Source organism: Paracoccus salipaludis, from assembly GCF_002287065.1.
Taxonomy (GTDB): Bacteria; Pseudomonadota; Alphaproteobacteria; order Rhodobacterales; family Rhodobacteraceae; genus Paracoccus; species Paracoccus salipaludis.
This window is the reverse complement of sequence record NZ_NSJZ01000003.1, coordinates 1-24468: the sequence shown is the minus strand read 5'-3', so window position 1 is coordinate 24468 and position 24468 is coordinate 1. Positions and strand designations below refer to the sequence as shown.

Here is a 24468-nt window from a genome sequence, read left to right as displayed (position 1 = left end):
CACGGCCAGCCGCCGCGACGGCACGATTCTGAGGAGAGCTTCGCATGGCAGATGCCGCCGTTCACGGCCATGGTGCGCAGCATGACACCCGCGGCTTCTTTACCCGCTGGTTCATGTCCACCAACCACAAGGACATCGGTGTCCTTTACCTCTTCACCGCGGGCCTCGTGGGGCTGATCTCGGTCAGCTTCACCGTCTACATGCGGATGGAGCTGCAGCATCCCGGCGTGCAGTACATGTGCCTTGAAGGCGCGCGCTTCATCGCTGCCGGCGTGGACGAGGTCTGCACTCCGAACGGGCACCTGTGGAACGTGATGATCACCTATCACGGCGTCCTGATGATGTTCTTCGTCGTGATCCCGGCGCTGTTCGGCGGCTTCGGCAACTACTTCATGCCGCTGCACATCGGTGCGCCGGACATGGCCTTCCCGCGGCTGAACAACCTGTCCTACTGGCTGTATGTCTGCGGCGTGGCGCTGGGCATCGCCTCGATCCTGGCTCCGGGCGGCAACGACCAGCTCGGCTCGGGCATCGGCTGGGTGCTGTATCCGCCGCTGTCCACGACCGAGGGCGGCTATTCGACGGATCTGGCGATCTTCGCCGTCCACGTCTCGGGCGCCTCGTCGATCCTGGGCGCGATCAACATCATCACCACCTTCCTGAACATGCGCGCCCCCGGCATGACGCTGTTCAAGGTGCCGCTGTTCGCCTGGTCGGTCTTCATCACCGCCTGGATGATCCTGCTGTCGCTGCCGGTGCTGGCGGGCGCCATCACCATGCTGCTGATGGACCGCAACTTCGGCACCAACTTCTTCAACCCGGCCGGCGGCGGCGACCCGGTGCTGTACCAGCACATCCTGTGGTTCTTCGGCCACCCCGAGGTCTACATGATCATCGTGCCCGGGTTCGGCATCATCAGCCACGTGATCTCGACCTTCTCGCGCAAGCCCATCTTCGGCTACCTGCCGATGGTGCTGGCCATGGCCGCGATCGCCATCCTGGGCTTCGTCGTCTGGGCGCACCACATGTACACGGCCGGCATGTCGCTGACCCAGCAGGCCTATTTCATGCTGGCGACCATGACGATCGCAGTGCCGACCGGCATCAAGGTCTTCTCGTGGATCGCGACGATGTGGGGCGGCTCGATCGAGTTCAAGACGCCCATGCTGTGGGCCTTCGGCTTCCTGTTCCTGTTCACCGTGGGCGGCGTCACCGGCGTTGTCCTGTCCCAGGCTCCGCTGGACCGCGTTTATCACGACACCTACTATGTCGTGGCGCACTTCCACTACGTGATGTCGCTGGGCGCGGTCTTCGCCATCTTCGCCGGCGTCTACTACTGGATCGGCAAGATGTCGGGCCGCCAGTATCCGGAATGGGCGGGCAAGGTCCACTTCTTCGCCATGTTCCTCGGCTCGAACCTGATCTTCTTCCCCCAGCACTTCCTGGGCCAGCAGGGGATGCCGCGCCGCTACATCGACTACCCGGATGCCTTCGCCTACTGGAACAACATCTCGTCGATCGGCGCCTACATCTCCTTTGCCTCGTTCCTGTGGTTCATCGGCGTGGTCTTCTACACCCTGTTCGCCGGCCAGCGCGTGACCCAGAACAACTACTGGAACGAGTTCGCCGACACGCTGGAATGGACCCTGCCCTCGCCGCCGCCCGAGCATACTTTCGAGCAGCTGCCCAAGCGCGAGGACTGGGACCACGCCCGCGGGCACTGATCCCTCGAACCTGAACCCCGCGGCCCCGGAGCGATCCGGGGCCGTTTTCCGTCGCAGATTCCGGATGCTGACCCCATGCCCTACGCCTGGCAGCCCGACGACCCCGATGGCACCCGCCACCTGCTGATCTGGCGCCACCGCTCGCTGACGCCCGAGGGCTTCGCCTGGGTGATCGGGCTTGCGGCGGCGGCGCTAACGCTGCCCATGCTGGCAGTCGTGGGCTCGGCCGTCATGTGGGGGCTGCTGCCCTTCGCGCTTGCGGCGCTGGCGGGGCTGTGGTGGGCGGTCCAGCGCGGCTGGAAGGGCGGCGGCTCGTTCGAGGAGGTCGCGCTGAGCCCCGCGCGGATGTCCGTCACCCGCCACGATCCCGGCCGCCCGTCCCGCAACTGGCAGGGAAATCCCTACTGGGTGCGGCTGACGCTGCGTCGCGACGGTCCGGTCGAGGATTACCTGACCCTGACCGATGGTCGCCGCGAGATCGAGCTGGGCGCCTTTCTCAGCCCCGAAGAGCGCCGCAGTCTGCGCTCCGACCTTGCCGCCGCGCTGTCCGACCTGATCCGCCCCGCCCAGGGCCGGCTTCAACCCTGAGCGGCAGCGCCGCTTTCGCTCGCACCCCGTTCGTGGCAGAGAGGCGCCAGCGTCCCTGCGAGTGCCCGATGTCCCAGATTTCCGTCAGAACCCGCGCAGACCGGCGCCGCGCGGCCTTCCGCCGCAAGGCGGGTCGGGCAGCGCGCCTTTTCGTGCTGCTGACGGTGCTGATCGACGCGACCGGCATGGGGCTGATCTTCCCCGTCATGCCCGACCTGCTCGAGGAGCTGACCGGCCAGAACCTGTCCGGCGCCGCCGTCTGGGGCGGCATCCTCGGCACGGCCTATGCCGCGATGCAGTTCCTGTTCGGCCCCGTCGTGGGCAACCTTTCGGACGCCTACGGCCGAAGGCCCGTCATGCTGACGGCGCTCTTCGTGATGACGCTGGACTACGTGCTGCTCGCGGTCGCCCATACCGTCACGCTGATCCTGATCGGCCGCATCGTGGGCGGCATCCTGGCCGCGACCCATGCGACGGCGGCGGCCTATATGGCCGACATCTCGACGCCCGAGGAAAAGGGCCGCAACTTCGGCCTGATCGGCGCGGCCTTCGGCGTGGGCTTCGTGCTGGGACCGGTCATCGGCAGCCTCGCCTCGACCATCGACCTGCGGGCGCCCTTCTGGATCGCGGGCGGGCTCGCCTTCGCCAACATGGTGTTCGGCTATTTCGTCCTGCCCGAAACGGTCATGCGGTCGATCCGGCGTCCCTTCAGCTGGCGCCGGGCCAATCCGCTGGCGTCCTTCTCGGCCGTGGGCAAGCTGCCGGGGATCGCGCCGCTGCTGGCCGTCTTCGCTCTGTTCAACCTCGCGGGCTATGTCTATCCGGCGGTCTGGAGCTTCTTCGGCAAGGCCCGCTTCGGCTGGGACCCGCTTCATATCGGGCTGTCGCTGGCGGCCTTCGGCATCGCCATCGCCTTCGTGCAGGGCGTGCTGGTCGGCCCCGCCATCCGGCGCTTCGGGCCGGGACGCACGGTGGTGCTGGGCTTCGTGCTGGAGATCGCGGCCTTCGTCTTCTACGGCTTCGTGACCAGCCCTCTGTGGGCCATGGCGCTGACGCCGCTTGCCGCGATCGCGGGCCTGGGCGGCCCGGCGCTTCAGCAGATCATGTCGAACCTCGCCCGCGACGACCAGCAGGGAGAGTTGCAGGGCGTCCTGTCCTCGGTCGCGGCCATCGCGATGGGCGTCTCGCCACTGATCATGACCGCGATCTTCGCCTTCTTCACGCGCGAGAACACCCTGATCTATGCGCCGGGGATGCCGTTCCTGGCCGCTGCCGCGATGATGCTGGTGGCGCTGGCGATCTTTGTCCGGGCCCGGCGATCCCGGCACCGGCCGGCTGGAAGGACCACGTCATGACCCCTTGCCCGAAGGCCACCGCACCATGAGCGGCGCCGGCTCGCCCGAGATGCGACGGCTGGGCCGGATGGCCCGCCTTGCCATTCAGCCCTTCGCGCGCCGTCCCCGGCTGATCCGCGCGCTGATGGCAACCGGGCTGTTGTCCCGGGACTTTCCCCTGCCCCGGCGGACGCGGCAGGAACTGGACACGGCCGAGCGCAAGCTTCAGGGGCGCTCGGTCTGGACGCTCACCCCGAAGGACGCGGCCCCGGACGCGCCCTTGATCCTTTACCTGCACGGCGGCGCCTATGTCTGCGGCATCGCCCCGCCGCACTGGCAGTTCCTGACGACGCTGGCCCGCGGCGGCGCCGTGGTCGAGGTGCCGCTTTACGGGCTCGCGCCCCGGCACGACTTCCGCCACGCTTACGGCTTGCTGGACGCGCTTTGGGCCGAGATCGCCCGGCGCCACCCGGACCGCCCCGTCACGCTGATGGGCGACTCTGCGGGCGGCGGGCTGGCGCTGGCCTTCGCGATGCACCTGAGGGACACGGGCCGGTCGCTGCCGGGGCGGCTGGTGCTGATCGCGCCCTGGGCAGACATCACCTGCAGCGACCCCGAGGTGCACGAGCACCGGCATGACGACCCCATGCTGGCCCGTGCGGGCGCACTGCTGGCGGGCGAGGCCTGGGCCAACGGCGTAGTCCCGCACGACCCCCGCCTCAGCCCCATCAACGGCGAGATGGCGGGCCTGCCGCCGACCGACCTGTACCAGGGCACCCGCGACATGCTGCGCCCCCAGGTCGAGGCGCTGGCGGAAAGGATGCGGGCGGCGGGCGTCCGGGTGGACCTGACGCTCTGCCCCGGCGGGCTGCATGTTTATCCGATCTTCGACACCCCGGAAAGCAACACGGCCACCCAACGCATCTCGGACCGGCTGCGGGGCTGATCCCTTGCCAGAGGCCCGGGTTTCGCTTATATGCGCGCCTAAGTCTTGTGAACGACATGGCCAGAACAGGCCGCTTTGGAACGGGTCGGGCGTTGTGCTGCGACCCTTTCGCGTTACGCAGGGCAGACCGGCGGAGCCAACCGCTTGGCCAGCAACCCGACTAAAGGACACACCTGCCGAATGGCGAAACAAGCATCCATGGAGGAATTCGAAGCCCTCCTCAACGAAAGCTTCGAGATCGACACCCCGGACGAAGGTTCGGTTGTCAAGGGCCGGGTCATCGCCATCGAGGCGGGCCAGGCCATCATCGACGTCGGCTACAAGATGGAAGGCCGCGTCGATCTGAAGGAATTCGCCAATCCGGGCGAAGAGCCGAACCTGAAGGTCGGCGACGAGGTCGAGGTCTATCTGGACCGCGTGGAAAACGCCCGCGGCGAGGCTTCGATCTCGCGCGAGAAGGCCCGCCGCGAGGAAGCCTGGGACCGCCTGGAGCAGGCCTACGCCAAGGAAGAGCGCGTCGAAGGCGCCATCTTCGGCCGCGTCAAGGGTGGCTTCACCGTCGATCTGGGCGGCGCCGTGGCCTTCCTGCCCGGCTCGCAGGTTGACGTCCGCCCCGTGCGCGACGCCGGCCCGCTGATGGGTCTGAAGCAGCCCTTCCAGATCCTCAAGATGGACCGCCGCCGCGGCAACATCGTCGTGTCGCGCCGCGCCATCCTGGAAGAAAGCCGCGCCGAACAGCGCGCCGAGGTCATCTCGAACCTGCACGAAGGTCAGGTGGTTGACGGCGTCGTCAAGAACATCACCGAATACGGCGCCTTTGTCGACCTGGGTGGTGTGGACGGCCTGCTGCACGTCACCGACATGGCGTGGCGCCGCGTGAACCACCCGTCCGAGATCCTGTCGATCGGCGAGACCGTCAAGGTCCAGGTCGTCAAGATCAACAAGGACACCCACCGCATCAGCCTGGGCATGAAGCAGCTCCAGTCCGATCCGTGGGACACGGTGGCCGAGAAGTTCCCGATCGGCTCGGTCCACAAGGGCCGCGTGACCAACATCACCGACTACGGCGCGTTCGTCGAGCTGGAAGCCGGTGTCGAGGGTCTGGTCCACGTTTCGGAAATGTCCTGGACCAAGAAGAACGTCCATCCCGGCAAGATCGTCTCCACCTCGCAGGAAGTGGACGTCATGGTGCTGGAGATCGACGAGCAGAAGCGCCGCGTGAGCCTGGGCCTCAAGCAGACCCAGCGCAACCCGTGGGAAGTCTTCGCCGAAACCCACCCGGCCGGCACCCCCATCGAGGGCGAGGTCAAGAACATCACCGAGTTCGGTCTGTTCGTGGGCCTGGAAGGCGACATCGACGGCATGGTCCACCTGTCCGACCTGTCGTGGGACCAGCGTGGCGAGGACGCCATCCAGAACTACCGCAAGGGCGACGTCGTCCGCGCGGTGGTCCAGGAAGTCGACGTGGACAAGGAGCGCATCTCGCTGTCCATCAAGGCGCTGGAAAACGACACCATGTCCGAGGCCGTTGACGGCGTGAAGCGGGGCGATGTCGTCACCGCCACCGTCACCGCGATCGAGGACGGCGGGATCGAGGTGGAATACAACGGCGTCAAGTCGTTCATCCGCCGCTCGGATCTGGCCCGCGACCGCCAGGACCAGCGCCCCGAGCGTTTCTCGGTCGGCGACAAGGTCGATGTGCGCGTGACCAACATCGACACCAAGACCCGCCGTCTCGGCCTGTCGATCAAGGCCCGCGAGATCGCCGAGGAAAAGGAAGCGATCGACCAGTATGGCTCGTCCGACTCGGGCGCCTCGCTGGGCGACATCCTCGGCGCGGCGCTGAACCGCCGCGGCTGAGCGACCTGCTTGCCTGCACCTTCGGGCCGTCCCTTCCGGGGGGCGGCCTTTCTCATGCGGCAAGGGGTGGAGTTGGCGCAGAAAACCTGCAACCTTATCAGTCCGGTCGCGTTGGGAACCCATGCCATTGCCGCGCGCGGACCAAGCCAAAGATAGAACAGGGCGACCATGATCCGTTCCGAATTGATCCAGAAGATCGCCGAGGAAAACCCCCACCTCTTTCAGCGCGATGTCGAACGGATCGTCGCCACGGTCTTCGACGAGATCATCTCGGCCATGTCGCGGGGCGAACGGGTCGAGCTGCGCGGCTTCGGCGCCTTTTCCGTCAAGCAGCGCCAGTCCCGTCAGGGCCGCAATCCCCGCACCGGGGAATCGGTCCAGGTCGATGAAAAGCACGTTCCCTTCTTCAAGACCGGCAAGCTGCTGCGCGACCGGCTGAACGGGCTGGACAACTCGGACGGGTGACACGCCGCGCCCCGCGAGGCGGTTGCGCCCGCCGCCGCGATGAGGGAAATTGAGGCCGCTCAACCGGCCCTTCGGGGTCCGCAGGAAAAGGTCCTTCCGATGCGCTATGTCCGCATGCTGCTTGTCGCGCTGCTGGCCATCATCCTGGTCGGGGTGGCGCTGGCCAACCGGCAGCTGGTCACGGTCAGCCTGTTTCCGGGGCGGCTGGACCGCTACATGGGCGGCGACTGGCAGGTGCAGATGCCGCTGTTCCTGGTCATCATCCTGGCGCTGCTCGCGGGCATGATCCTGGGGCTGATCTGGGAATGGATGCGCGAAACCGCCGTGCGGCAGGAATCCGCGCGACGCGCGCATGATCTGCAGGTGCTGGAACGCGAGGTCCGCGGCCTGCGCGTGACGCATCATGCGCCGCGTGACGAGGTTCTGGCGATCCTCGACGCGCCCAAGCCCGGGCCTGCGCCTGCCCCCACGCCCGCCGCGGCCAACACGGCCCTGCCCGCCACTTCGGCCACGCTGCCCGCGCGCCGCTGACCGATGGCCCAGGTCAAGATCTGCGGCATCACCCGGCCGGCGGACCTTTCCGCCGTGGCCGAGGCCGGTGCGCGCTATGCGGGCTTTGTCTTCTTTCCCAAGTCGCCCCGCAACCTGTCGGTCGGGGATGCCGCCGCCTTGGCCGCCGAGGCGCCGCCGGGGGTGGCCCGCGTCGGGCTGTTCGTGAGCCCCGACGATGCGGCGCTGGACGCGGTGCTGGACCGGGTGCCGCTGGACATCATCCAGCTTCATGGCAGCGAAACGCCCGCGCGGGTGGCCGAGGTGAAGGCGCGCACCGGTCTTCCGGTGATGAAGGCCGTGGGGATCTCCGTGCCGTCGGACCTGGATGCGCTCTGGGACTACGGGCTTGTCGCGGACCTGCTGCTGGTGGACGCCAAGGCCCCGCCCGATGCGGCCCTGCCCGGCGGCAATGGGCTGTCCTTCGACTGGCGGCTGCTTGCGGGGCGACGGCTGCTGAAGCCGTGGATGCTCGCGGGGGGCCTGACACCCGCGAATGTGGCCGAGGCGGTGCGGCTGACCGGCGCGTCAGTCGTGGATGTCTCCTCCGGGGTCGAGGCGGCGCCGGGGCAGAAGGACCCCGCGCTGATCCGCGACTTCGTGATGGCGGCCCAAGGCTAGGCCGCGCGGCTTTACCGGGGCGTTGATCGGGCCTACAAGGCGCTTCTGATCGCGGAGAACCATCATGGCCGAAGACCTCATCAACAGCTTCATGACCGGCCCCGACGAACAGGGACGCTTCGGCATCTTTGGCGGCCGCTTCGTCAGCGAAACGCTGATGCCCCTGATCCTCGACCTTCAGGCGGAATACGAGAAGGCCAAGACCGACCCTGTCTTCAAGGCCGAGATGGACGAGCTGTGGACGCATTACGTCGGCCGCCCCTCGCCGCTGTACAAGGCCGAGCGGCTGACCGAGCGGCTGGGCGGCGCCACGATCTACATGAAGCGCGAAGAGCTGAACCACACGGGCAGCCACAAGATCAACAACGTGCTGGGCCAGATCCTTCTGGCGCGCCGCATGGGCAAGACGCGGATCATCGCGGAAACCGGCGCGGGCCAGCATGGCGTGGCGACGGCCACCGTCTGCGCGCGCTTCGGCCTGAAATGCGTGGTCTACATGGGCGCCGAGGACGTGCGCCGCCAGCAGCCCAACGTCTTCCGCATGCGCCTGCTGGGGGCCGAGGTCGTGGCCGTCCAGTCCGGCCGCGGCACGCTGAAGGACGCGATGAACGACGCCCTGCGCGACTGGGTGACGAACGTGCGCGACACCTTCTACTGCATCGGCACGGTGGCAGGGCCGCATCCCTACCCGGCCATGGTGCGCGACTTCCAGCGCATCATCGGCGAGGAAACCAAGGTGCAGATCCTCGAACGCGAAGGACGCCTGCCCGACACGGTCATCGCGGCGATCGGCGGCGGGTCCAACGCCATGGGCATCTTCCACCCCTTCCTCGACGACCGTTCCGTGCGGATCATCGGGGTCGAGGCCGGCGGCAAGGGCGTGGACGAGACGATGCAGCATTGCGCCAGCCTCACCGGCGGGCGCCCCGGCGTCCTGCACGGCAACCGCACCTACCTGCTGCAGGACGACGAGGGGCAGATCCTCGAAGGCCACTCGATCAGCGCGGGGCTGGATTATCCCGGCATCGGGCCGGAGCACGCCTGGCTGCGCGACATCGGTCGCGCGGAATATGTCAGCGTGACGGATGACGAGGCGCTGGCCGCCTTCACCCTCTGCTGCGAGACGGAAGGGATCATCCCGGCGCTGGAACCCAGCCATGCGCTGGCCCACATCGCCAAGATCGCGCCCGAGCTGCCGCCCGAGCACCTGATCGTGATGAACCTCAGCGGCCGGGGCGACAAGGACATCTTCACGGTCGCCCGTCACCTGGGCGTGCAGGTCGAGGCGTAGGCCTCAGCGCGTCAGCACCAGCACGTTCAGGACCGACTCGCGGTAGGGCAGCGGCAGGACAAGCCGCGCCCGCCCTTCGCCCGTGACCTCCAGCACGCCCACATCGGGCAGGGTCTCGCCGGCCTGCGTGTCGAACTCGGGCGGGAAGTCCCCGTAGGGCCGGGGCGCCTCGCCCTGCACGAAGGTCGAACCGAGATAAACCCAGCGTCCGTCCATCGCCCGGATCGTGCCCTTGGTCCGCTGCGAGCCGGTGAGCTTCTCGAAGCGCAGCAGGTTACCCTCGGCCTCGATCCGGCACCGGAACGGGGGATAGGCGACCAGCGGCAGGGTGCCGCCCATCTTGACCATGCTGCAGCGCCAATCCCCGGCAAGCGATCCCGCCTGCGCGGGATCGGCCGGCATCGGGGGGCTGCGCAGGGCATCGGTGGCGATCACCACGTCCTCGTCGCTGCCGGTGGCCAGCACCTGCCGCAGCGCCCGGCCCATTGCCGTTTCAAGCTGATCCAGCCGCGCCCGGTCGTCGGGGCGGATGTCCTGCGCCCCTGCGGCCGAGCCAGCCATGGCCGCCGCCAGGGCCAAGGCGATCGCCTTATTTCGCCGCATCGATCGCGTGGGCGCGCAACAGTTCCAGCGGCACGATCTCGGTCGCCCGCAGATGGGTCGAGGCGAGGACGACCTGCGGGGCGGCGAACTCCTGCGCCGCCTGCAGGAACCGGTCCGCGCAAACGCACCAGCGGTCGCCCGCCTTCAGCCCGGCAAAGCCGTATTCGGGACGCGGCGTGGACAGGTCGTTGCCGAGGTATTTCGAGAAGGCCAGAAATTCCCGGGTGGCGATGACGCAGATCGTGTGGCTGCCGTGATCCTCGGGGCCGGTGTCGCAGCAGCCGTTGCGGTAGAAGCCCGTCAGCGGCCGCGTCGAGCAGGGTTGCAGCGGCTCTCCCAGGACATTCAGCGAGGGTTCCATGGCGGGCTCCTCAGGAAAAGCGGCGACGCAGCGCCTCCAGGGGATCAAGCGGCGGGGCGGGCTCGGGTTCCGCCGCGGGGGCCGCCGGCCGTGCGACGGGCTTCGCCCTGGGCGGCGCGACACGGGCCGCCAGCGCCGTGCCGAAGGCTGCGCCGTCGCCCCGCGCCAGCGCCTCGGCGCCGTCCGAGATCCCGCGCAGCAGGTCTTCGACCATCCCCTCCTCGGCCCTGGCGAAGTCGGACAGAACATAGCCGCTGACCTTGTCCTTGTGGCCGGGATGGCCGATGCCGATCCTGAGACGGCGATAAGCCTCGCCGATATGCTGGTGGATCGAGCGCAGCCCGTTGTGACCCGCGTGCCCGCCACCCGTCTTCAGCCGGCAGGTGCCCGGCGCGAGGTCCAGTTCGTCATGCAGCACCACGACTTCGGCCGGGGTGAGCTTGAGATAGCGCATCGCCTCGCCCACCGACTGGCCCGACAGGTTCATGAAGGTCTGCGGCTTCAGCAGGGTCACGCGGTTTTCGCCCAGCCGACCCTCGGCCACGAGGCCTTGGAAGCGCGCCTTCCAGGGCGAGAAGCCGTGGTCGGCGGCGATCCGGTCCAGCGCCATGAAGCCGATGTTGTGCCGGTTGCCGGCGTATTTTGCACCGGGGTTGCCCAGTCCCACCATCAACAGCATCGGCAACTCTTTCGTATTCGACCCATCCCTTGCGGTGGACCTCGCCCGTAACTAAGACTCTGTCAAGTTTTCGCCCCTATGACGGGTTCGATCGGGGATGGTCGGCGGCGAATCGGAAATCAGCAAGTGACGGGGCGAGATGCAGGATCCGGCAGAATACTACATGAACACGCTTGTCCCGATGGTTGTCGAACAGACCAGCCGGGGCGAACGCGCCTATGACATCTTCTCGCGCCTGCTGAAGGAGCGGATCATCTTCCTGTCCGGGCCGGTGCATGACGGCATGTCCACGCTGGTCTGCGCCCAGCTTCTGTTCCTCGAGGCGGAGAACCCGTCCAAGGACATCAGCATGTACATCAACAGCCCTGGCGGCATCGTGACCTCGGGCCTGTCGATCTACGACACCATGCAGTACATCCGCCCGCGCATCTCGACCCTGGTGATCGGCCAGGCGGCCTCCATGGGCTCGCTGCTGCTGGCGGCGGGGGAAAAGGGCGCGCGCTATTCGCTGCCGAACAGCCGGATCATGGTCCACCAGCCCTCGGGCGGCTTCCAGGGCACGGCCTCGGACATCCTGATCCACGCGCAGGAAACCGAGAAGCTCAAGCGCCGGTTGAACGAAATCTACGTCAAGCACACCGGCCGGACGCTGGACGAGGTGGAGCAGGCGCTGGAACGCGACCGCTTCATGTCGCCGGACGAGGCGAAGGACTGGGGACTGATCGACGAGATCCTCGAGGCGCGCGGCAAGGCCGTCCCCGAGGGCTGACGCCCGCAGCTCGCTTTTTTTGTGAGGAAAGCGGGATTGTGACCGACGACCGCCCTATCTAACATGGGCGGACAGAACAGAAGGCGCCTGTCCGGCGCAGGCCGAACCGCGCGGGGTCCGTTTCGACCGCGCGGTCCCTGAAAGGCAAGGATGACGACGATGGCGAACCAGCCCGGCGGCGACAGCAAGAACACGCTCTACTGCAGCTTCTGCGGGAAAAGCCAGCACGAGGTCCGCAAGCTGATTGCGGGCCCGACCGTGTTCATCTGCGATGAATGCGTCGAGCTGTGCATGGACATCATCCGCGAGGAAACCAAGAGCGCCGGCCTCAAGACCGGCGACGGCGTCCCCTCGCCGCGCGAGATCATGGCGGTGCTGGACGATTACGTGATCGGCCAAGAACACGCCAAGCGCGTGCTGTCGGTCGCGGTCCATAACCACTACAAGCGGCTGAACCACAGCTCGAAGTCCGACATCGAACTGGCGAAGTCGAACATCCTGCTGATCGGCCCCACGGGCTGCGGCAAGACGCTGCTGGCGCAGACGCTGGCCCGCATCCTGGACGTGCCCTTCACGATGGCCGACGCCACCACGCTCACCGAGGCGGGCTATGTCGGCGAGGATGTCGAGAACATTATCCTCAAGCTGCTGCAGGCTTCGGAATACAACGTGGAACGCGCCCAGCGCGGCATCGTCTACATCGACGAGGTCGACAAGATCACGCGCAAGTCCGACAACCCCTCGATCACCCGCGACGTGTCGGGCGAGGGCGTGCAGCAGGCGCTGCTGAAGATCATGGAGGGCACGGTCGCCAGCGTTCCTCCGCAGGGCGGACGCAAGCATCCCCAGCAGGAGTTCCTGCAGGTGGACACGACCAACATCCTGTTCATCTGCGGCGGCGCCTTCGCGGGCCTCGACCGGATCATCGCCCAGCGCAACAAGGGCACGGCGATGGGCTTCGGCGCGACCGTCAAGGAAAACGACGACCGCGGCGTGGGCGAGGTCTTCAAGGACCTGGAACCCGAGGACCTGCTGAAGTTCGGCCTGATCCCCGAATTCGTCGGCCGCCTGCCGGTGATCGCCACGCTGACCGACTTGGACGAGGACGCGCTGATCGCCATCCTGACCAAGCCCAAGAACGCGCTGGTCAAGCAGTATCAGCGGCTGTTCGACCTCGAGGACGTCAAGCTGACCTTCACCGAGGATGCGCTGAAGGCCATCGCTCGCCGTGCCATCAAGCGCAAGACGGGCGCCCGCGGGCTGCGGTCGATCATGGAGGACATCCTGCTCGACAGCATGTTCGAGCTGCCGGGCCTGACCAGCGTGACCGAGATCGTGGTGAACGAGGAGGCCGTGGACAATCCCTCGGCGCGCCCACTTCAGATCCATGCCGATCCCAAGAAAGAGCCTGCCGCCGCAGGCTGAGCCCTGCCCCGCGCGAGCCTCATGGAACGGCCTGCACCCGTGCAGGCCGTTCTTTTATTCGAGGCATGATCTGCAACTGGCGGTGCCTCCGGCTCTTTGAACAGGCTGCCGACCGGCGCGGTCCGGTCAGGTGGCCTTCGGCCGGTCAAGCTTCACGTCCCTGCTTTTGGAGCTTGCGAAAGCGTGCGGGGCAGCCCCCCGCGACTTGGGGCACTCGGCGCCCTTCCGGCTGCGGCTATTCCGCCACCCGTTCCGCCGGGGCCACCTTGAGGCCCAGAAGACCGCGCACCTCGGCAGAGATCTCGGGGGCGAGATAGAGATACTCGGGTGAATAATGCCCCACGCGGGTCAGCCCGGCCAGATTGCCCAACTGCACGATACCGTCGCTCAGGGTGCAAAGCCCGTCCAGCCGAAGTTCCCCCAGCAACCTGTTGACATGAACCGAGGTCATTCCGTTGATCTCGGCCAGATCGGTCTGCGACAGCGGCAGTTCGTAATACGTGGTGCCACAAAGGCCGCGCGCGTAAAGGCGTACGAACATCTCGGTCAGGAAGTTGGCGACCCGCGCCTTTCCGGCCAGCCGGCCCAGGCGGAAGATCCAGTAGCGGTCGATCGAGGCATCGATCAGCGAAATCCTCCAGAGCTTGTGGTACAGGTCGGGCCGGTCCAGCCCGATCTGGTCAAGCTGTCCATGGCTGGTCGGCCGCATCTCGCACGGGGACAGCGCGTCGATGTCGTGATCCAGGTATTTCAGCAGGTAGGCCGCGATATCGAAATAGTCGCCCACGATCTGGATGCCCACGAACTGCCGCCGCCCCTGGCGGTCCAGGCTGTAGCGCCCCAGCATCCCGCGGGTCAGGTAAAGGCTCTGGTTCAGGACCACGTTGGCACGGATCACCCTTGAGCGGCTGCGCGCGGTGATCGGCGGCCCAAGCAGGCTGGCGAGCAGCTGAGCCTCGGGCTCCGAGAAGATGTCCGGATAGGCGTGGTTCAGCAACATGAGGGCACTCCGGCGTTCAGGTGGCGTCAGACAGCGATTCCGAGAGCGGGGCCAACCGGGAACTCCACCCTCTTAACTAAGTTATCACTTTTAGATGATGTAAAACGCGTCACCCCCTGTTCTAGTCTCTTGTCATGAGTACTCGCAAGTCGCACGGCAGCGCTGCTGCACTCGGTGCACTGTTTCAACCGGTCCTGAGACCACTGGGCTTCGATCGTGATTAATCGGGCCTTGTCTCGGTTTGTTCGGGGAAAGGCCTCGGACATCGGGGCTAGAGCATTGAATCCTCGAAAGGCTCGGGACTCGGGGCGAAGGTTCTCGGGCAGTGCGGCACCGATCTGCAACACTCGACGCGCTGCCGGGTCCTCGTCGATGGACAGCAAGGAACCATTCACAACCGACCGGGCTTGTCCGGGTCGCCAGCCGCCCAGCCGGCCCATGCCGCTGTGCCCGTAAAGGATAGATGATGCACGACGCTTCCCCGATCGCCCCTGTTCTTTCCTCGGCCTTCGCCGACAATCATGGCGCGCATGCCCCCCTTATCTGCTTTTCGCACCTGCGCTGGGATTTCGTTCTGCAACGTCCGCAACACCTGATGGGACGCTTCGCGCGGACGCGGCGCGTGCTGATGTGGGAAGAGGCGATCCCGACCACCCACCACCTGCCCTATCTGGAATTCCATGCCTTCGAGGGCACCACCGTTCAGTCCATCCGCCCCCGCGTCCCCGACCGGTGGAGCCGGGAGGAGCAGGAGGCGGGGCTGGCGCGGCTGCTGGACCAGATGCTGGCGCTGACGGGCATCCACAAGCCGGTCCTGTGGTTCTACACGCCCATGATGTGGCCGATCGCGCGGCATGTGGACGCGGCAGCCGTCGTCTATGACTGCATGGACGAGCTGTCGGCCTTCCGCTTCGCCCCCCCGGAACTGCGCCAGCGCGAGGATGAGCTGATCGCCGCCGCAGACGTGGTCTTCACCGGCGGCTGGTCGATCTGGGAAGCCAAGCGCAACCGGCATGACAACATCCATCCCTTCCCCTCGTCCGTGGACACGGCGCATTTCGCCTCGGCCCGCCAGCCGCAGGCGGCCGAGCCGCATGACATGGCGCGCATCCCCCGTCCCCGCCTGGGCTATTATGGCGTCATCGACGAGCGGCTGGACTTCGGCCTGATCGCCGCCCTGGCGAAGGCCCGGCCCGACTGGCAGATCGTGATGGTGGGGCCCCTGGCCAAGGTGTCCGAGGCCGACCTGCCCCGCGCCCAGAACATCCACTGGCTGGGCCAGAAGAACTATGCCGAACTGCCCTCGTATCTGGCCGGCTGGGACGTGGCGCTGATGCCCTTCGCCATCAACGAGGCCACGCGCTTCATCTCTCCCACCAAGACCCCGGAATATCTGGCAGGAGGGCGGCCGGTCGTCTCGACCCCGGTCCGCGACGTGCTGCGCCATTACGGCGACCTGGCGGCCGTTCACGTGGCCGAGGGGCACGAGGCCTTCATCGCGGGCTGCGAGGCGGCGATGCAGCAGTCGCGCGCCGGGGGCGAGTGGCGCGACCAGGCGGACCGCACGCTTGCCTCGATGAGCTGGGACGCGAGCTTCGCGGCCATGTCCGCCGCCGTTGCCGCCGCGGCCCGCCGCCGGGTGGAACCGACGCCCGTGGACCGCTTTCCCGCCCCCGGCATCCGCCGCGGCGCAAGCGGCTATGACGTGACCATCTGCGGCGCGGGCTTCGCCGGTTCTGTGCTGGCACGCAAGCTGGCCGAGGATTCGGGCCAGCGCGTGCTGGTCGTGGACAAGCGCGAACATATCGCGGGCAACGCCTATGACCACCGGGACGCGGCGGGGATCCTCGTCCACCGCTATGGCCCGCACATCTTCCACACCAACAGTGATGAGGTGGTGTCCTTCCTGTCCCGCTTCACCGACTGGCGCCCCTATGAACATCGGGTGCTGGCGCAGGTGGGGGACAAGCAGGTGCCGATGCCCATCAACCGCACCACGCTGAACCAGCTTTACGGGCTGTCCCTGTCCACGGACGAGGAAGCCGCCGCCTTCCTCGCCTCTCGCGCCGAACCTGTGGCGGACATCCGCACCTCGCGCGACGTGGTGGTGAACGCTGTCGGACGCGAGCTCTACGAGACCTTCTTCCAGGGCTACACCCGCAAGCAGTGGGGGCTGGACCCCAGCCAGCTGGACAAGACCGTGACCTCGCGCGTGCCCACGCGGACGAACACCGACGACCGCTATTTCACGGACAAGTTCCAGGCGATGCCGCGCGAGGGCTTCACCCGGATGTTCGAGCGGATGCTCGACCATCCCCGCATCGACATCGCGCTGTCCACGGACTTCCACGAACTCAAGCGCGCGGACCGGGGTCCCCTGACGGTCTATACCGGACCGATCGACGCCTATTTCGGGCACCGCTTCGGGCACCTGCCCTATCGCAGCCTGGCCTTCCGGCACGAGACGCTGCCGATGCGGAAGATGCAGCCGGTCGCCGTGGTGAACTATCCTGCCGAGGACGTGCCCTGGACCCGCATCACGGAATACAAGCACCTGACGGGGCAGGTGCATCCGATGACCTCGGTCACCTACGAATACCCCTCGGCCGAGGGCGAGCCCTATTATCCGATTCCGCGTCCCGAGAACCAGGAACTGTTCCGCCGTTACGACGACCTCGCCCGCGCGGAACGCGGCGTGATCTTCGCGGGCCGGCTGGGCAGCTACCGTTATTACAACATGGACCAGGTGGTCGGGCAGGCGCTGGCGGTTCACCGCCGGATCGCGGCCGAGCTTCGTCCTGCGGCAGCGGCGGCGCTCGGGGCGGAATAAGGCTTGCGCGCCCTGCTTGTGACGGACAGCCCCGAGCCCTCGGGGGTGGGTGAACATATGCTGACCTTGGCCGCCGCACTGGCGGCCGAGGGCGTTTCGGCGGAACTGGCCTTTCCCCATCATGCGGCCGGACTGCGGCTGGCCGGCCGCGCGCGCGCGCGCGGGCTGGCGGCGCGCACGGTGGCGGGGTGCTGGCACAAGGCAATCGCAACGGCGCGGCCCGATCTGGTGCATGTCCATGCGGGCATCGGCTGGGAAGGCCACGGCCTGACCGCAGCCGCCCGTGCGGCCGGTGCCGCGGTGATCCGCACCGAGCATCTGCCCTGGCTGCTGACGGATCCGTGGCAGATCGCGGATTACGCGGCGGCCTCGGATCATGTGGACGCGGTCATCGCGGTCTCGGGCGAGGCTGGCGCGGGCTGGCGCTGCGCGGCGCGGCGGATGCCCGGCCCCCGCCTGCCGGTGGCCGCCGTGGCGAACGGGATCGACGCCGCCCCCCTTCCCCGCCGCAAGGGCACGGGCGCCGCGCCCGTGATCCTCTGCGTGGGCCGCTTCACCGCCCAGAAGCTGCATTGCACGCTGGTCCTGGCGCTCGCGCGGCTGCACAAGGCCGGACTGCCCGCGCGGCTGCAGCTTGTCGGCTCGGGGCCCCTTCAGCCAAGGCTGGAACGGCTGGCGGCACGGCTGCGCCTGACGGATGCCGTCGATTTCCTGGGGCGGCGCGACGACGTGCCCGCGCTCATGGCGCAGGCCGACCTGCTGGCGCTGCCCTCGGCCTTCGAGGGGCTGCCGCTCGTGCTGCTGGAAGCGATGGCGGCGGACCTGCCCGTCGTCGCCACCCGCATCGGTCCCAGCGTCGAGGCACTGGGCGCGGATCATCCGTGGCTGGTCCCACCCCGCCGGTCGCGCGATCTGGCCGATGCGCTGGCCGATGCCCTCGACAATCCCGAACGGCGCGCCATAACTGCGCGCAGGCAGGCGGCACGCTTCGCCGAGCGGTTCACGGCGGGACACATGGCCGCCGGCACCGCCCGCATCTATCGCGCCGCCCTGCGGCACAGAACCGGGGACAGAATGGACAAAGTGAGACTGGGTTTCATCGGCGCGGGCGGCATCGCCCATCGCCATTTCGGCGTGCTGGAAACAATGCCCGACGTGGCGGTGGTCGCCATCACCGACCCTGACGCGGGTCGCGCCGAGGACGCCGCCCGCCGCATGGGCGCGCGGACCTATCCCGATCACGAATCCATGCTGGCCGAGGAAGAACTGGACGCCGTCTATATCTGCGTTCCCCCCTTCGCCCATGGCCCGGCCGAACGCGCCTGCATCGCGCGCGGCCTGCCCTTCTTCGTGGAAAAGCCGATCACGCTGGACCTGGACCTGGCCGAGGAGATCGCCGCCGAGGTCGCGGCCGCGGGCCTGATCACCGCCGTGGGCTATCACTGGCGCTATCTCGACACGATGGACGAGGCGCGCGCGCATCTGGCCCGCAACCCCGCCCACCTGATGCAGGGCTTCTGGATCGACCAGACGCCGCCCCCCGAATGGTGGTGGCGCGAGGACCGCTCGGGCGGGCAGGTCGTGGAACAGGCGACCCACATCATCGACGCGGCGCGTTTCCTTGCGGGCGACGTGACGGATGTCTTCGGCCTGGCCGCGCATCGTGAACGCGGCGACTTCCCCGGCCTCGACGTGCCGACGGCGACGGCGGCGACGCTGCGCTTCGCCAGCGGCGCGGTGGCGAACCTCGCCTCGACCTGCCTTCTGCGCTGGAACCACCGCGTCGGGCTGCATGTCTTCTCAGACGCCATGGCGCTGGAAATCACCGACCATGACCTGATGGTGGACGTGGGCCAGGGGCGCCCCGTGCGGCACGCCGAGGGTGATCCCGTCTGGCGCGAGGACCGCGACTTCGTCGAGGCGGTCATGGGCCGCCAGAACCGCATCCGCTGCGATTATGCCGAGGCACTGGAGACTCACCGCGTGGCCCTTGCCATCACCCGTTCGGCCCAGTCGGGCGCCCTTGTGAAGATGGAGGGGCTGCGGGCTGACCCGCAGCCCATCTTTCGTTCATCCGTTGCGTAAGATGCCGACCCTGCCGCATCAGCACCGCACCATCCGCAGCCTTGGCATCGAGCGTCAGGGCGAGCCCTTCTTCTTCCATTACGACGAGGGCCCGGCCGACCATGGCCGCGTCCGGCTGGACCTGCTGTACACCGGCCTTTCCGCCGGGACCGAGCTGACCTTCATGAAGGGGACGAACCCCTACCTGCACAGCCGCTGGGACGACTGGCAGGGCCTGTTCATCCCCGGCGAGCCCTCGGCCCGCTTCCCGGTGAACTTCCTGGGCTACATGGAATCGGCCCGCGTGGTGGACGCCCGCGCGCCGGGGTTCGGCCATAGCGACGTGGTGGGAACGACCTTCGGCCACAAGACCGGCCACACCGCCGATCCGGCCCATGACCTGCTGCTGAAGCTGCCGCGCGCGATGGATCCGATCCTGGGGATCTTCGTGGCGCAGATGGGACCGATCGCCGCCAACGGCATCCTGCACGCGGATGCCGAGCAGTTCGGCGCCAACGTTCCCTTCCTCGGCGCGGGGATCGAGGGGCGGCCGGTGCTGGTCTGGGGCGGCGGCACGGTGGGCCTGTTCTGCGCGATGTTCGCGCGCATGGGCGGGGCCTCGGACATCGTGGTCGTGGACCCCTCGCCCTTCCGGCAGGAGATCGCGCGGCGCATGGGCTTCGAGGCGATGGGCGAGGATGACGCCGTGCGCCACGCCAAGACGCTGTGGCACCACAAGATCGGGGGGCGCGGGGCGGAATACGTCTTCCAGACGCGCGCGCGGCCCGACAGCCTCAACCGCTGCCTGCAGGCGCTGCGCCCGCAGGGCACGGTGATCGACCTTGCCTTCTACCAGGGCGGCATGGACGGGCTGCGCCTGGGCGAGGAGTTCCACCACAACGGCCTGTCGATCCGCTGCGCGCAGATCAACCGGATGCCGCGCGCGGTCGCCGGGGCCTGGGACCAGCGCCGCCTGGCGCAGGAAACGGTCCGCCTGCTGGAACGCGACGGCGAGGCCATCCGGGCCCACATGATCACCCATGTCGTGCCCTATGACGACGCGCCGAACTTCCTGCGCCACCTGGTGCATGAACGGCCCGAGTTCCTCCAGATCGTGTTCGACGCGACATGAGCCTGCGCGAGGAACAGGACGCGGCGCTGCTGACCGACGCGCCGGACGCGGGGGCGGAGCCCACGCCCCATCACGGCGCCCATGCGCCCGAACCGGTGTGGGGCGGCATTCCGCCCCACCACTTCCCCCAGCCCCACCCGGATGCGAACAAGATCCGCATCCTGTTCGTCTTCGCCTGGCTGGTGGTCGGGGGCGAGGAGACCGAAGTGCGGCTGCTGGCGCGCCACCTGCCGCGCGACCGCTACCGCATCGACGTCATCCCCTGCTTCCGCAAGGAAGGGATGCCCGACCAGACCCACGACCAGCTGCGCGCCCTGGGCATCCATGTCGATACCGCGCCCTATGACATGGGCTTCGAGGACACGGTGGATTACCTGCGGCGCAAGCTGCCGGGCTATGACGTCGTGATCTCCTGCCAGGACGTGGCCGACATCTATCCGGCGCTGGAACGCCTGAAGCTGCGTCCGCCGCTGATCGAGCATGGCGGGCTGGTGCGCGAGGCGCTGTCGGGCCCCAAGCACTTCACCTACCGCTACGTCGGCGTCTGCGACAGCATCCGCGAGGCCGCCGCCTCGAAGATGCCCGACCGGCGGCACCATGCGCGGGAAATCCCGTCGATGGTGGACCTGTCCGAGTTCCGCCCCGAGGCGCGCGAGCCCATGCGCCACGCGCTGGGCGTCGCCCCGGACGAGGTGCTGATGGGCTGGGTCGGGCGGCTCGACCGCAAGAAACGGGTCGAGGATTTCATCGACGCCGCCGCCCGCGTGGCCGCCGTGGAACCCAGGGCCCGCTTCGTCGTCGTGGGCGGGCCGGACGCCTTCATGCCGGAATACGCGCATGAACTGCACGGCCGCGCCCATGCGGCGGGCCTGTCGCATCGCATGATCTTCACCGGCGACCGCCGCGACGTGCCGGACCTGATGGCGGCGATGGACGGGCTCTGCTGGCTGAGCGTCGGCGAGGGGATGCCCCATGTCATCGCCGAGGCCGGCGCCGCGCGGCTGGCCGTGATCGCCACCCCCGACAACGGCGCCTGCGAGCAGATCGTGGACGGCCAGTCCGGCCTGTTCGTCCCCTACGAGAATCCGGACGCGGTGGCCGAGGCCATGCTGCGCCTGATCCGCGAGCCTGTCCTGCGCCGGCGGCTGGGTGCGGGCCTGCGCGCCCATGTCGAGGCGACCTATTCGACCGATGTCGTGGTCCCGCAATGGCAGGCGCTGATCCACGAGGTGCTGGACGAGGTTCCGGCCGCGCCCACGCCCTCGCTGTTCCGCAGCCTCGTCCTGGGCGGCTGGGAATGTTCCACCCATCGGCGCGGCTGGGGTCCGCACCGCGACGTCATGGCCGCGGTCGGCCATGACCGGCACGCGGCGCAGGATTACCGGCAGCTCGGCTCGCTGGGCATCCGCAGCTGCCGCGACGGCGCGCGCTGGCACCTGATCGACCGGGGCGGCGCTTACGATTTCTCGAGCTTCACGCCCATGGTCGAGGCGGCGCGGGACACGGGCACCCAGGTCGTCTGGGACCTGCTGCATTACGGCTGGCCCGAGGACATCGACATCTACCGGCCCGAGTTCGTCCATCGCTTTGCGCGCTATGCCCGGGCCATGGCCGAGCATGTCCGGGGGCTGACGGACGAGGTGCCCTTCTGGTGCCCGGTGAACGAGATCAGCTTCCACGCCTGGGCGGGCGGGGACGCGCGCTACCTCAACCCCTATGGCGCCGGTCGCGGCTGGGAGCTGAAGTGCCAGCTTGCCCGCGCCTCGATCGCCGCCATGGTCGAGCTGCGCGCCGTGGACCCCCGCGCCCGCTTCGTCCATGCCGAGCCGCTGATCGCCATCCACCACGTGGACTGGTCCGGCCGCCCCCGGTGGGAAGCCCATGGCTGGCACGACGCCCAGTTCCAGGCCTTCGAGCTGCTGGGCGGCTGGATGTGGCCGCAGATCGGCGGCGATCCGTCCTTTGTCGATATCGTCGGCGTCAACTACTACTGGAACAACCAGTGGAACCACGGCGGCCTGACGGTGGACGTGGATGACGTGATCTATCGCCCGCTTTCGGACCTCCTGTTCGAGGTCTCGGCCCGCTACGGCCGGCCCATGCTGATCTCCGAAACGGGAACCGAGGGCGACCGGCGCGGCGCGTGGTTCGACTACGTGGCCGCCGAAACCGCCCGCGCCCGCACCCGGGGCGTGCCGGTCGAGGGCATCTGCCTTTACCCCGTGGCCGACCATCCGGGCTGGGACGACGACCGGATGTGCCCGAACGGGCTGCTGGGCATCGACCCCTCGAACGGCGCGCGCAGTGTCGATCCGGGGCTGGCAGCGGCGATCCGCCGCTCGGGCCTGGTGGCGCGCCGCTAGTTCCGATGGCCGCGCCCTTTCGGGGGCGCGGCCGCTTGCCTCACTTCAGCCGGGTCCAGGTCTGGGACTTGCAGATCAGCCCGCCCGCGACGCAGCCCGACAGCTTCATCGAGCCGCCGCTGACCTGCGCCTTGCCGTTGTAGACCTTGTTGTCGGCGGGCCGCAGGACCTTGCCCGCATACGCCCCCTTTCCCGAAGGCGTCATGCCGATCACGATCTGCTTGCCGATGTTCGGCGACTGGTATGCCTCTTTCCCCTTGAACGCCTTGACGATGGTCCCGCAATAGGCGCCCCCGCAGGGCGCGATCTGGACCAGCGCGACCGCGCCCTCGTCGGGCTGGGTCTGCCAGACCCCCTCGATCGGGTCGGCGGCCAGCGCGGCGCCTGCAACCAGCGCGAAGGCGGCGGCGAGCGTAATGGTTCTCATGGGTTCCTCCCTTGTCTCCCTGTCAGCGATTGGCCTCCGGGGCGGGCCCCGGGGCAAGCGTGACGTGAAGTCAGGGCGCACTTTCACCTGTGGCCTGCCTGTGGCATGGGGGGCCGACTGTCAGACCGGAGCCCGAGCGATGATCCTTTACCCCGCCATCGACCTGAAGGACGGCGCCTGCGTGCGGCTTCTGCGCGGGGACATGGAGGCGGCGACCGTCTTCGGCACCGACCCCGCCGCGCAGGCGCGGGCCTTCCGGGACGCGGGCGCGCGCTGGCTGCATCTGGTGGACCTGAACGGCGCCTTCGCGGGCAAGCCGGTGAACGGCGAGGCCGTCCGCGCGATCCTGGCCGACGTGGACATCCCCGTCCAGCTGGGCGGCGGCATCCGCGACATGGCCACCATCGAGGGCTGGCTGGAGGCGGGCGTCCGCCGCGTGATCCTGGGCACCGTCGCCGTCGAGAACCCTGCGCTGGTCGAACAGGCGGCCCGCCGCTTCCCCGACCGGATTGCCGTCGGCATCGACGCCCGAGCGGGCCGCGTGGCGACGCGGGGCTGGGCCGAGGAAACCGAGATCATGGCGACCGACCTCGCCCGCAGCTTCGAACAGGCCGGCGTGGCCGCGATCATCTATACCGACATCGACCGGGACGGCGCGATGCAGGGGCCGAACGTCCCCGCGACGGCGGCGCTGGCGCGGGCCGTGTCGATTCCCGTCATCGCCTCGGGCGGGGTGTCCCGGTTGTCGGATCTCGTCGAACTGCGCGACACGGGGGTGATCGCGGGGGCAATCTCGGGCCGGGCGCTTTATGACGGGGCGCTGGACCTGGGCGAGGCCCTTGCGGCGCTGGGCTGAAAAGGGCCGGGGCACGCGCCGCGTGGCGGCGTTGCATGGGTATTTGGGTCAGGAAGAAGCCCGCATGTTCCGTGACGTGACCGGTCGGCCGGAATGCACCGGCAATCCGAGCGGCCGCTTGCCTTCCGGCGACCCCGTGCCTAGATAGGCGCGTTCCGAAACATAAGGCTGCCGCCCGTGGAAAACGTCGTCCTGACCGTGCATCTCATCCTCGCCCTGCTGCTGATCGGCGTGGTGCTGCTGCAGCGGTCCGAGGGCGGCGGGCTGGGCATGGGCGGCGGCAGCGGCGTCATGACGGGCCGGCAGGCGGCGAACGCGCTGACGCGCGGCACCTGGATCATCGCCTCGGCCTTTCTGGTCACCTCGATCGCGCTGACCGTGATCGCGGCGCGCAACTCGGTCGGCGCGTCGGTCGTGGACCGGATCTCGCCCGCGCGTGACAGCGCGCCCGCGACGGGCCTGCCGACCCTGCCCACCTATACCCCGCCGCCGGGCGTGGGCCAGCCGGTCCTGCCGCCGGGCGCCGTTCCCGCCGCCCCGGCGGCCGAGGCGCCCGCGACCCCCGCAGAGGCCCCGGCCCC

At 68.4% G+C, this 24468-nt stretch carries 22 protein-coding genes; 17 read left to right on the top strand and 5 right to left on the bottom strand.

Annotated elements, in window-relative coordinates; genetic code table 11:
- The first annotated feature begins 44 nt into the window (after window positions 1–44).
- The 9 genes from CK240_RS05140 (at window position 45) to trpB (ending at window position 9378) form a co-directional block, all read left to right on the top strand.
- Entirely contained in the window at window positions 45–1724 is a 1680-nt protein-coding gene (locus tag CK240_RS05140) for a cytochrome c oxidase subunit I (protein WP_095639278.1), read from the top strand.
- Between the two features lie 75 nt (window positions 1725–1799).
- Entirely contained in the window at window positions 1800–2312 is a 513-nt protein-coding gene (locus tag CK240_RS05135; protein WP_095639277.1) for a DUF2244 domain-containing protein, read from the top strand.
- A gap of 68 nt (window positions 2313–2380) precedes the next feature.
- Window positions 2381–3667: a TCR/Tet family MFS transporter gene (locus CK240_RS05130; RefSeq protein WP_095639276.1), complete on the top strand. Its 1287-nt coding sequence runs from the start codon at window positions 2381–2383 to the stop codon at window positions 3665–3667.
- Between the two features lie 25 nt (window positions 3668–3692).
- Window positions 3693–4592 (top strand): alpha/beta hydrolase, encoded by a 900-nt coding sequence (locus CK240_RS05125; RefSeq protein ID WP_135058795.1) that lies wholly within the window; start codon window positions 3693–3695, stop codon window positions 4590–4592.
- A 144-nt stretch (window positions 4593–4736) separates the two neighbouring features.
- Window positions 4737–6452, top strand: coding sequence for a 30S ribosomal protein S1 (gene rpsA, locus CK240_RS05120; protein WP_276303765.1), 1716 nt, complete (start codon window positions 4737–4739; stop codon window positions 6450–6452).
- 168 nt (window positions 6453–6620) lie between these two features.
- A complete protein-coding gene (ihfB, locus tag CK240_RS05115) occupies window positions 6621–6917 on the top strand; it encodes an integration host factor subunit beta (RefSeq protein ID WP_095639273.1) in 297 nt (98 codons plus the stop codon).
- A gap of 99 nt (window positions 6918–7016) precedes the next feature.
- Complete coding sequence (locus CK240_RS05110) at window positions 7017–7448, top strand: LapA family protein (protein WP_095639272.1); 432 nt, start codon at window positions 7017–7019, stop codon at window positions 7446–7448.
- A 3-nt stretch (window positions 7449–7451) separates the two neighbouring features.
- A complete protein-coding gene (locus CK240_RS05105; RefSeq protein ID WP_095639271.1) occupies window positions 7452–8087 on the top strand; it encodes a phosphoribosylanthranilate isomerase in 636 nt (211 codons plus the stop codon).
- Window positions 8088–8151: 64 nt separating this feature from the next.
- Window positions 8152–9378: a tryptophan synthase subunit beta gene (gene trpB, locus CK240_RS05100; protein WP_095639270.1), complete on the top strand. Its 1227-nt coding sequence runs from the start codon at window positions 8152–8154 to the stop codon at window positions 9376–9378.
- A 3-nt stretch (window positions 9379–9381) separates the two neighbouring features.
- Here the strand turns inward: trpB and CK240_RS05095 are convergent, their stop codons facing one another.
- Genes CK240_RS05095 through pth form a run of 3 tightly spaced genes read right to left on the bottom strand, consistent with a single transcriptional unit; the run spans window position 9382 to window position 11021 of the window.
- Window positions 9382–9957, bottom strand: coding sequence for a DUF4893 domain-containing protein (locus CK240_RS05095; protein ID WP_205957763.1), 576 nt, complete (start codon window positions 9955–9957; stop codon window positions 9382–9384).
- 10 nt (window positions 9958–9967) lie between these two features.
- Complete coding sequence (locus CK240_RS05090; RefSeq protein WP_095639268.1) at window positions 9968–10342, bottom strand: DUF2237 family protein; 375 nt, start codon at window positions 10340–10342, stop codon at window positions 9968–9970.
- Window positions 10343–10352: 10 nt separating this feature from the next.
- On the bottom strand, window positions 10353–11021 hold the full coding sequence (gene pth / locus CK240_RS05085) for an aminoacyl-tRNA hydrolase (RefSeq protein WP_095639267.1): 669 nt from the start codon (window positions 11019–11021) through the stop codon (window positions 10353–10355).
- A 139-nt stretch (window positions 11022–11160) separates the two neighbouring features.
- On the opposite strand from pth, the gene CK240_RS05080 reads away from it, so the two are divergent.
- Together CK240_RS05080 and clpX are read left to right on the top strand one after the other, a co-directional pair.
- On the top strand, window positions 11161–11790 hold the full coding sequence (locus tag CK240_RS05080) for an ATP-dependent Clp protease proteolytic subunit (RefSeq protein ID WP_095639266.1): 630 nt from the start codon (window positions 11161–11163) through the stop codon (window positions 11788–11790).
- 159 nt (window positions 11791–11949) lie between these two features.
- Window positions 11950–13215: an ATP-dependent Clp protease ATP-binding subunit ClpX gene (clpX, locus tag CK240_RS05075; RefSeq protein WP_095639265.1), complete on the top strand. Its 1266-nt coding sequence runs from the start codon at window positions 11950–11952 to the stop codon at window positions 13213–13215.
- Between the two features lie 235 nt (window positions 13216–13450).
- Here clpX and CK240_RS05070 read toward each other — a convergent pair whose 3' ends face one another.
- On the bottom strand, window positions 13451–14215 hold the full coding sequence (locus CK240_RS05070) for a Crp/Fnr family transcriptional regulator (protein ID WP_095639264.1): 765 nt from the start codon (window positions 14213–14215) through the stop codon (window positions 13451–13453).
- 466 nt (window positions 14216–14681) lie between these two features.
- Between CK240_RS05070 and glf the strand changes: the two genes are divergently transcribed.
- From glf to CK240_RS05055, 4 genes are read left to right on the top strand one after another with little or no spacing between them, the layout of a single operon-like run.
- The gene (gene glf / locus CK240_RS05065; RefSeq protein WP_205957762.1) at window positions 14682–17045 is read left to right on the top strand and encodes a UDP-galactopyranose mutase; all 2364 of its coding nucleotides are present in this window, start codon (window positions 14682–14684) and stop codon (window positions 17043–17045) included.
- A gap of 3 nt (window positions 17046–17048) precedes the next feature.
- On the top strand, window positions 17049–19130 hold the full coding sequence (locus tag CK240_RS18910; protein ID WP_205957761.1) for a glycosyltransferase: 2082 nt from the start codon (window positions 17049–17051) through the stop codon (window positions 19128–19130).
- Window position 19131: 1 nt separating this feature from the next.
- The gene (locus CK240_RS18905) at window positions 19132–20241 is read left to right on the top strand and encodes a zinc-dependent alcohol dehydrogenase (RefSeq protein ID WP_240517313.1); all 1110 of its coding nucleotides are present in this window, start codon (window positions 19132–19134) and stop codon (window positions 20239–20241) included.
- The gene (locus CK240_RS05055) at window positions 20238–22604 is read left to right on the top strand and encodes a glycosyltransferase family 4 protein (protein ID WP_095639263.1); all 2367 of its coding nucleotides are present in this window, start codon (window positions 20238–20240) and stop codon (window positions 22602–22604) included. The genes CK240_RS18905 and CK240_RS05055 overlap by 4 nt, the downstream gene beginning before the upstream one ends.
- Window positions 22605–22644: 40 nt before the next feature.
- Here the strand turns inward: CK240_RS05055 and CK240_RS05050 are convergent, their stop codons facing one another.
- On the bottom strand, window positions 22645–23031 hold the full coding sequence (locus CK240_RS05050; RefSeq protein ID WP_095639262.1) for a DUF2147 domain-containing protein: 387 nt from the start codon (window positions 23029–23031) through the stop codon (window positions 22645–22647).
- 139 nt (window positions 23032–23170) lie between these two features.
- Here CK240_RS05050 and hisA point away from each other — a divergent pair, with 139 nt between their 5' ends.
- Complete coding sequence (gene hisA / locus CK240_RS05045) at window positions 23171–23887, top strand: 1-(5-phosphoribosyl)-5-[(5-phosphoribosylamino)methylideneamino]imidazole-4-carboxamide isomerase (protein WP_095639261.1); 717 nt, start codon at window positions 23171–23173, stop codon at window positions 23885–23887.
- Between the two features lie 177 nt (window positions 23888–24064).
- Window positions 24065–24468, top strand: a 404-nt coding sequence (gene secG / locus CK240_RS05040) for a preprotein translocase subunit SecG (RefSeq protein ID WP_095639497.1), incomplete at its 3' end; no start/stop codon positions are given.

Excerpts from the sequence above, each read along its gene's own strand:
- CK240_RS05140 (WP_095639278.1), top strand. The coding sequence starts at position 45 with ATGGCAGATGCCGCCGTTCACGGCCATGGTGCGCAGCATGACACCCGC.
- CK240_RS05135 (WP_095639277.1), top strand. The coding sequence starts at position 1,800 with ATGCCCTACGCCTGGCAGCCCGACGACCCCGATGGCACCCGCCACCTG.
- CK240_RS05130 (WP_095639276.1), top strand. The coding sequence starts at position 2,381 with ATGTCCCAGATTTCCGTCAGAACCCGCGCAGACCGGCGCCGCGCGGCC.
- CK240_RS05125 (WP_135058795.1), top strand. The coding sequence starts at position 3,693 with ATGAGCGGCGCCGGCTCGCCCGAGATGCGACGGCTGGGCCGGATGGCC.
- ihfB (WP_095639273.1), top strand. The coding sequence starts at position 6,621 with ATGATCCGTTCCGAATTGATCCAGAAGATCGCCGAGGAAAACCCCCAC.
- CK240_RS05110 (WP_095639272.1), top strand. The coding sequence starts at position 7,017 with ATGCGCTATGTCCGCATGCTGCTTGTCGCGCTGCTGGCCATCATCCTG.
- CK240_RS05105 (WP_095639271.1), top strand. The coding sequence starts at position 7,452 with ATGGCCCAGGTCAAGATCTGCGGCATCACCCGGCCGGCGGACCTTTCC.
- trpB (WP_095639270.1), top strand. The coding sequence starts at position 8,152 with ATGGCCGAAGACCTCATCAACAGCTTCATGACCGGCCCCGACGAACAG.
- CK240_RS05090 (WP_095639268.1), bottom strand. The coding sequence starts at position 10,342 with ATGGAACCCTCGCTGAATGTCCTGGGAGAGCCGCTGCAACCCTGCTCG.
- pth (WP_095639267.1), bottom strand. The coding sequence starts at position 11,021 with ATGCTGTTGATGGTGGGACTGGGCAACCCCGGTGCAAAATACGCCGGC.
- CK240_RS05080 (WP_095639266.1), top strand. The coding sequence starts at position 11,161 with ATGCAGGATCCGGCAGAATACTACATGAACACGCTTGTCCCGATGGTT.
- clpX (WP_095639265.1), top strand. The coding sequence starts at position 11,950 with ATGGCGAACCAGCCCGGCGGCGACAGCAAGAACACGCTCTACTGCAGC.
- CK240_RS05070 (WP_095639264.1), bottom strand. The coding sequence starts at position 14,215 with ATGTTGCTGAACCACGCCTATCCGGACATCTTCTCGGAGCCCGAGGCT.
- glf (WP_205957762.1), top strand. The coding sequence starts at position 14,682 with ATGCACGACGCTTCCCCGATCGCCCCTGTTCTTTCCTCGGCCTTCGCC.
- CK240_RS18905 (WP_240517313.1), top strand. The coding sequence starts at position 19,132 with ATGCCGACCCTGCCGCATCAGCACCGCACCATCCGCAGCCTTGGCATC.
- CK240_RS05055 (WP_095639263.1), top strand. The coding sequence starts at position 20,238 with ATGAGCCTGCGCGAGGAACAGGACGCGGCGCTGCTGACCGACGCGCCG.
- CK240_RS05050 (WP_095639262.1), bottom strand. The coding sequence starts at position 23,031 with ATGAGAACCATTACGCTCGCCGCCGCCTTCGCGCTGGTTGCAGGCGCC.
- hisA (WP_095639261.1), top strand. The coding sequence starts at position 23,171 with ATGATCCTTTACCCCGCCATCGACCTGAAGGACGGCGCCTGCGTGCGG.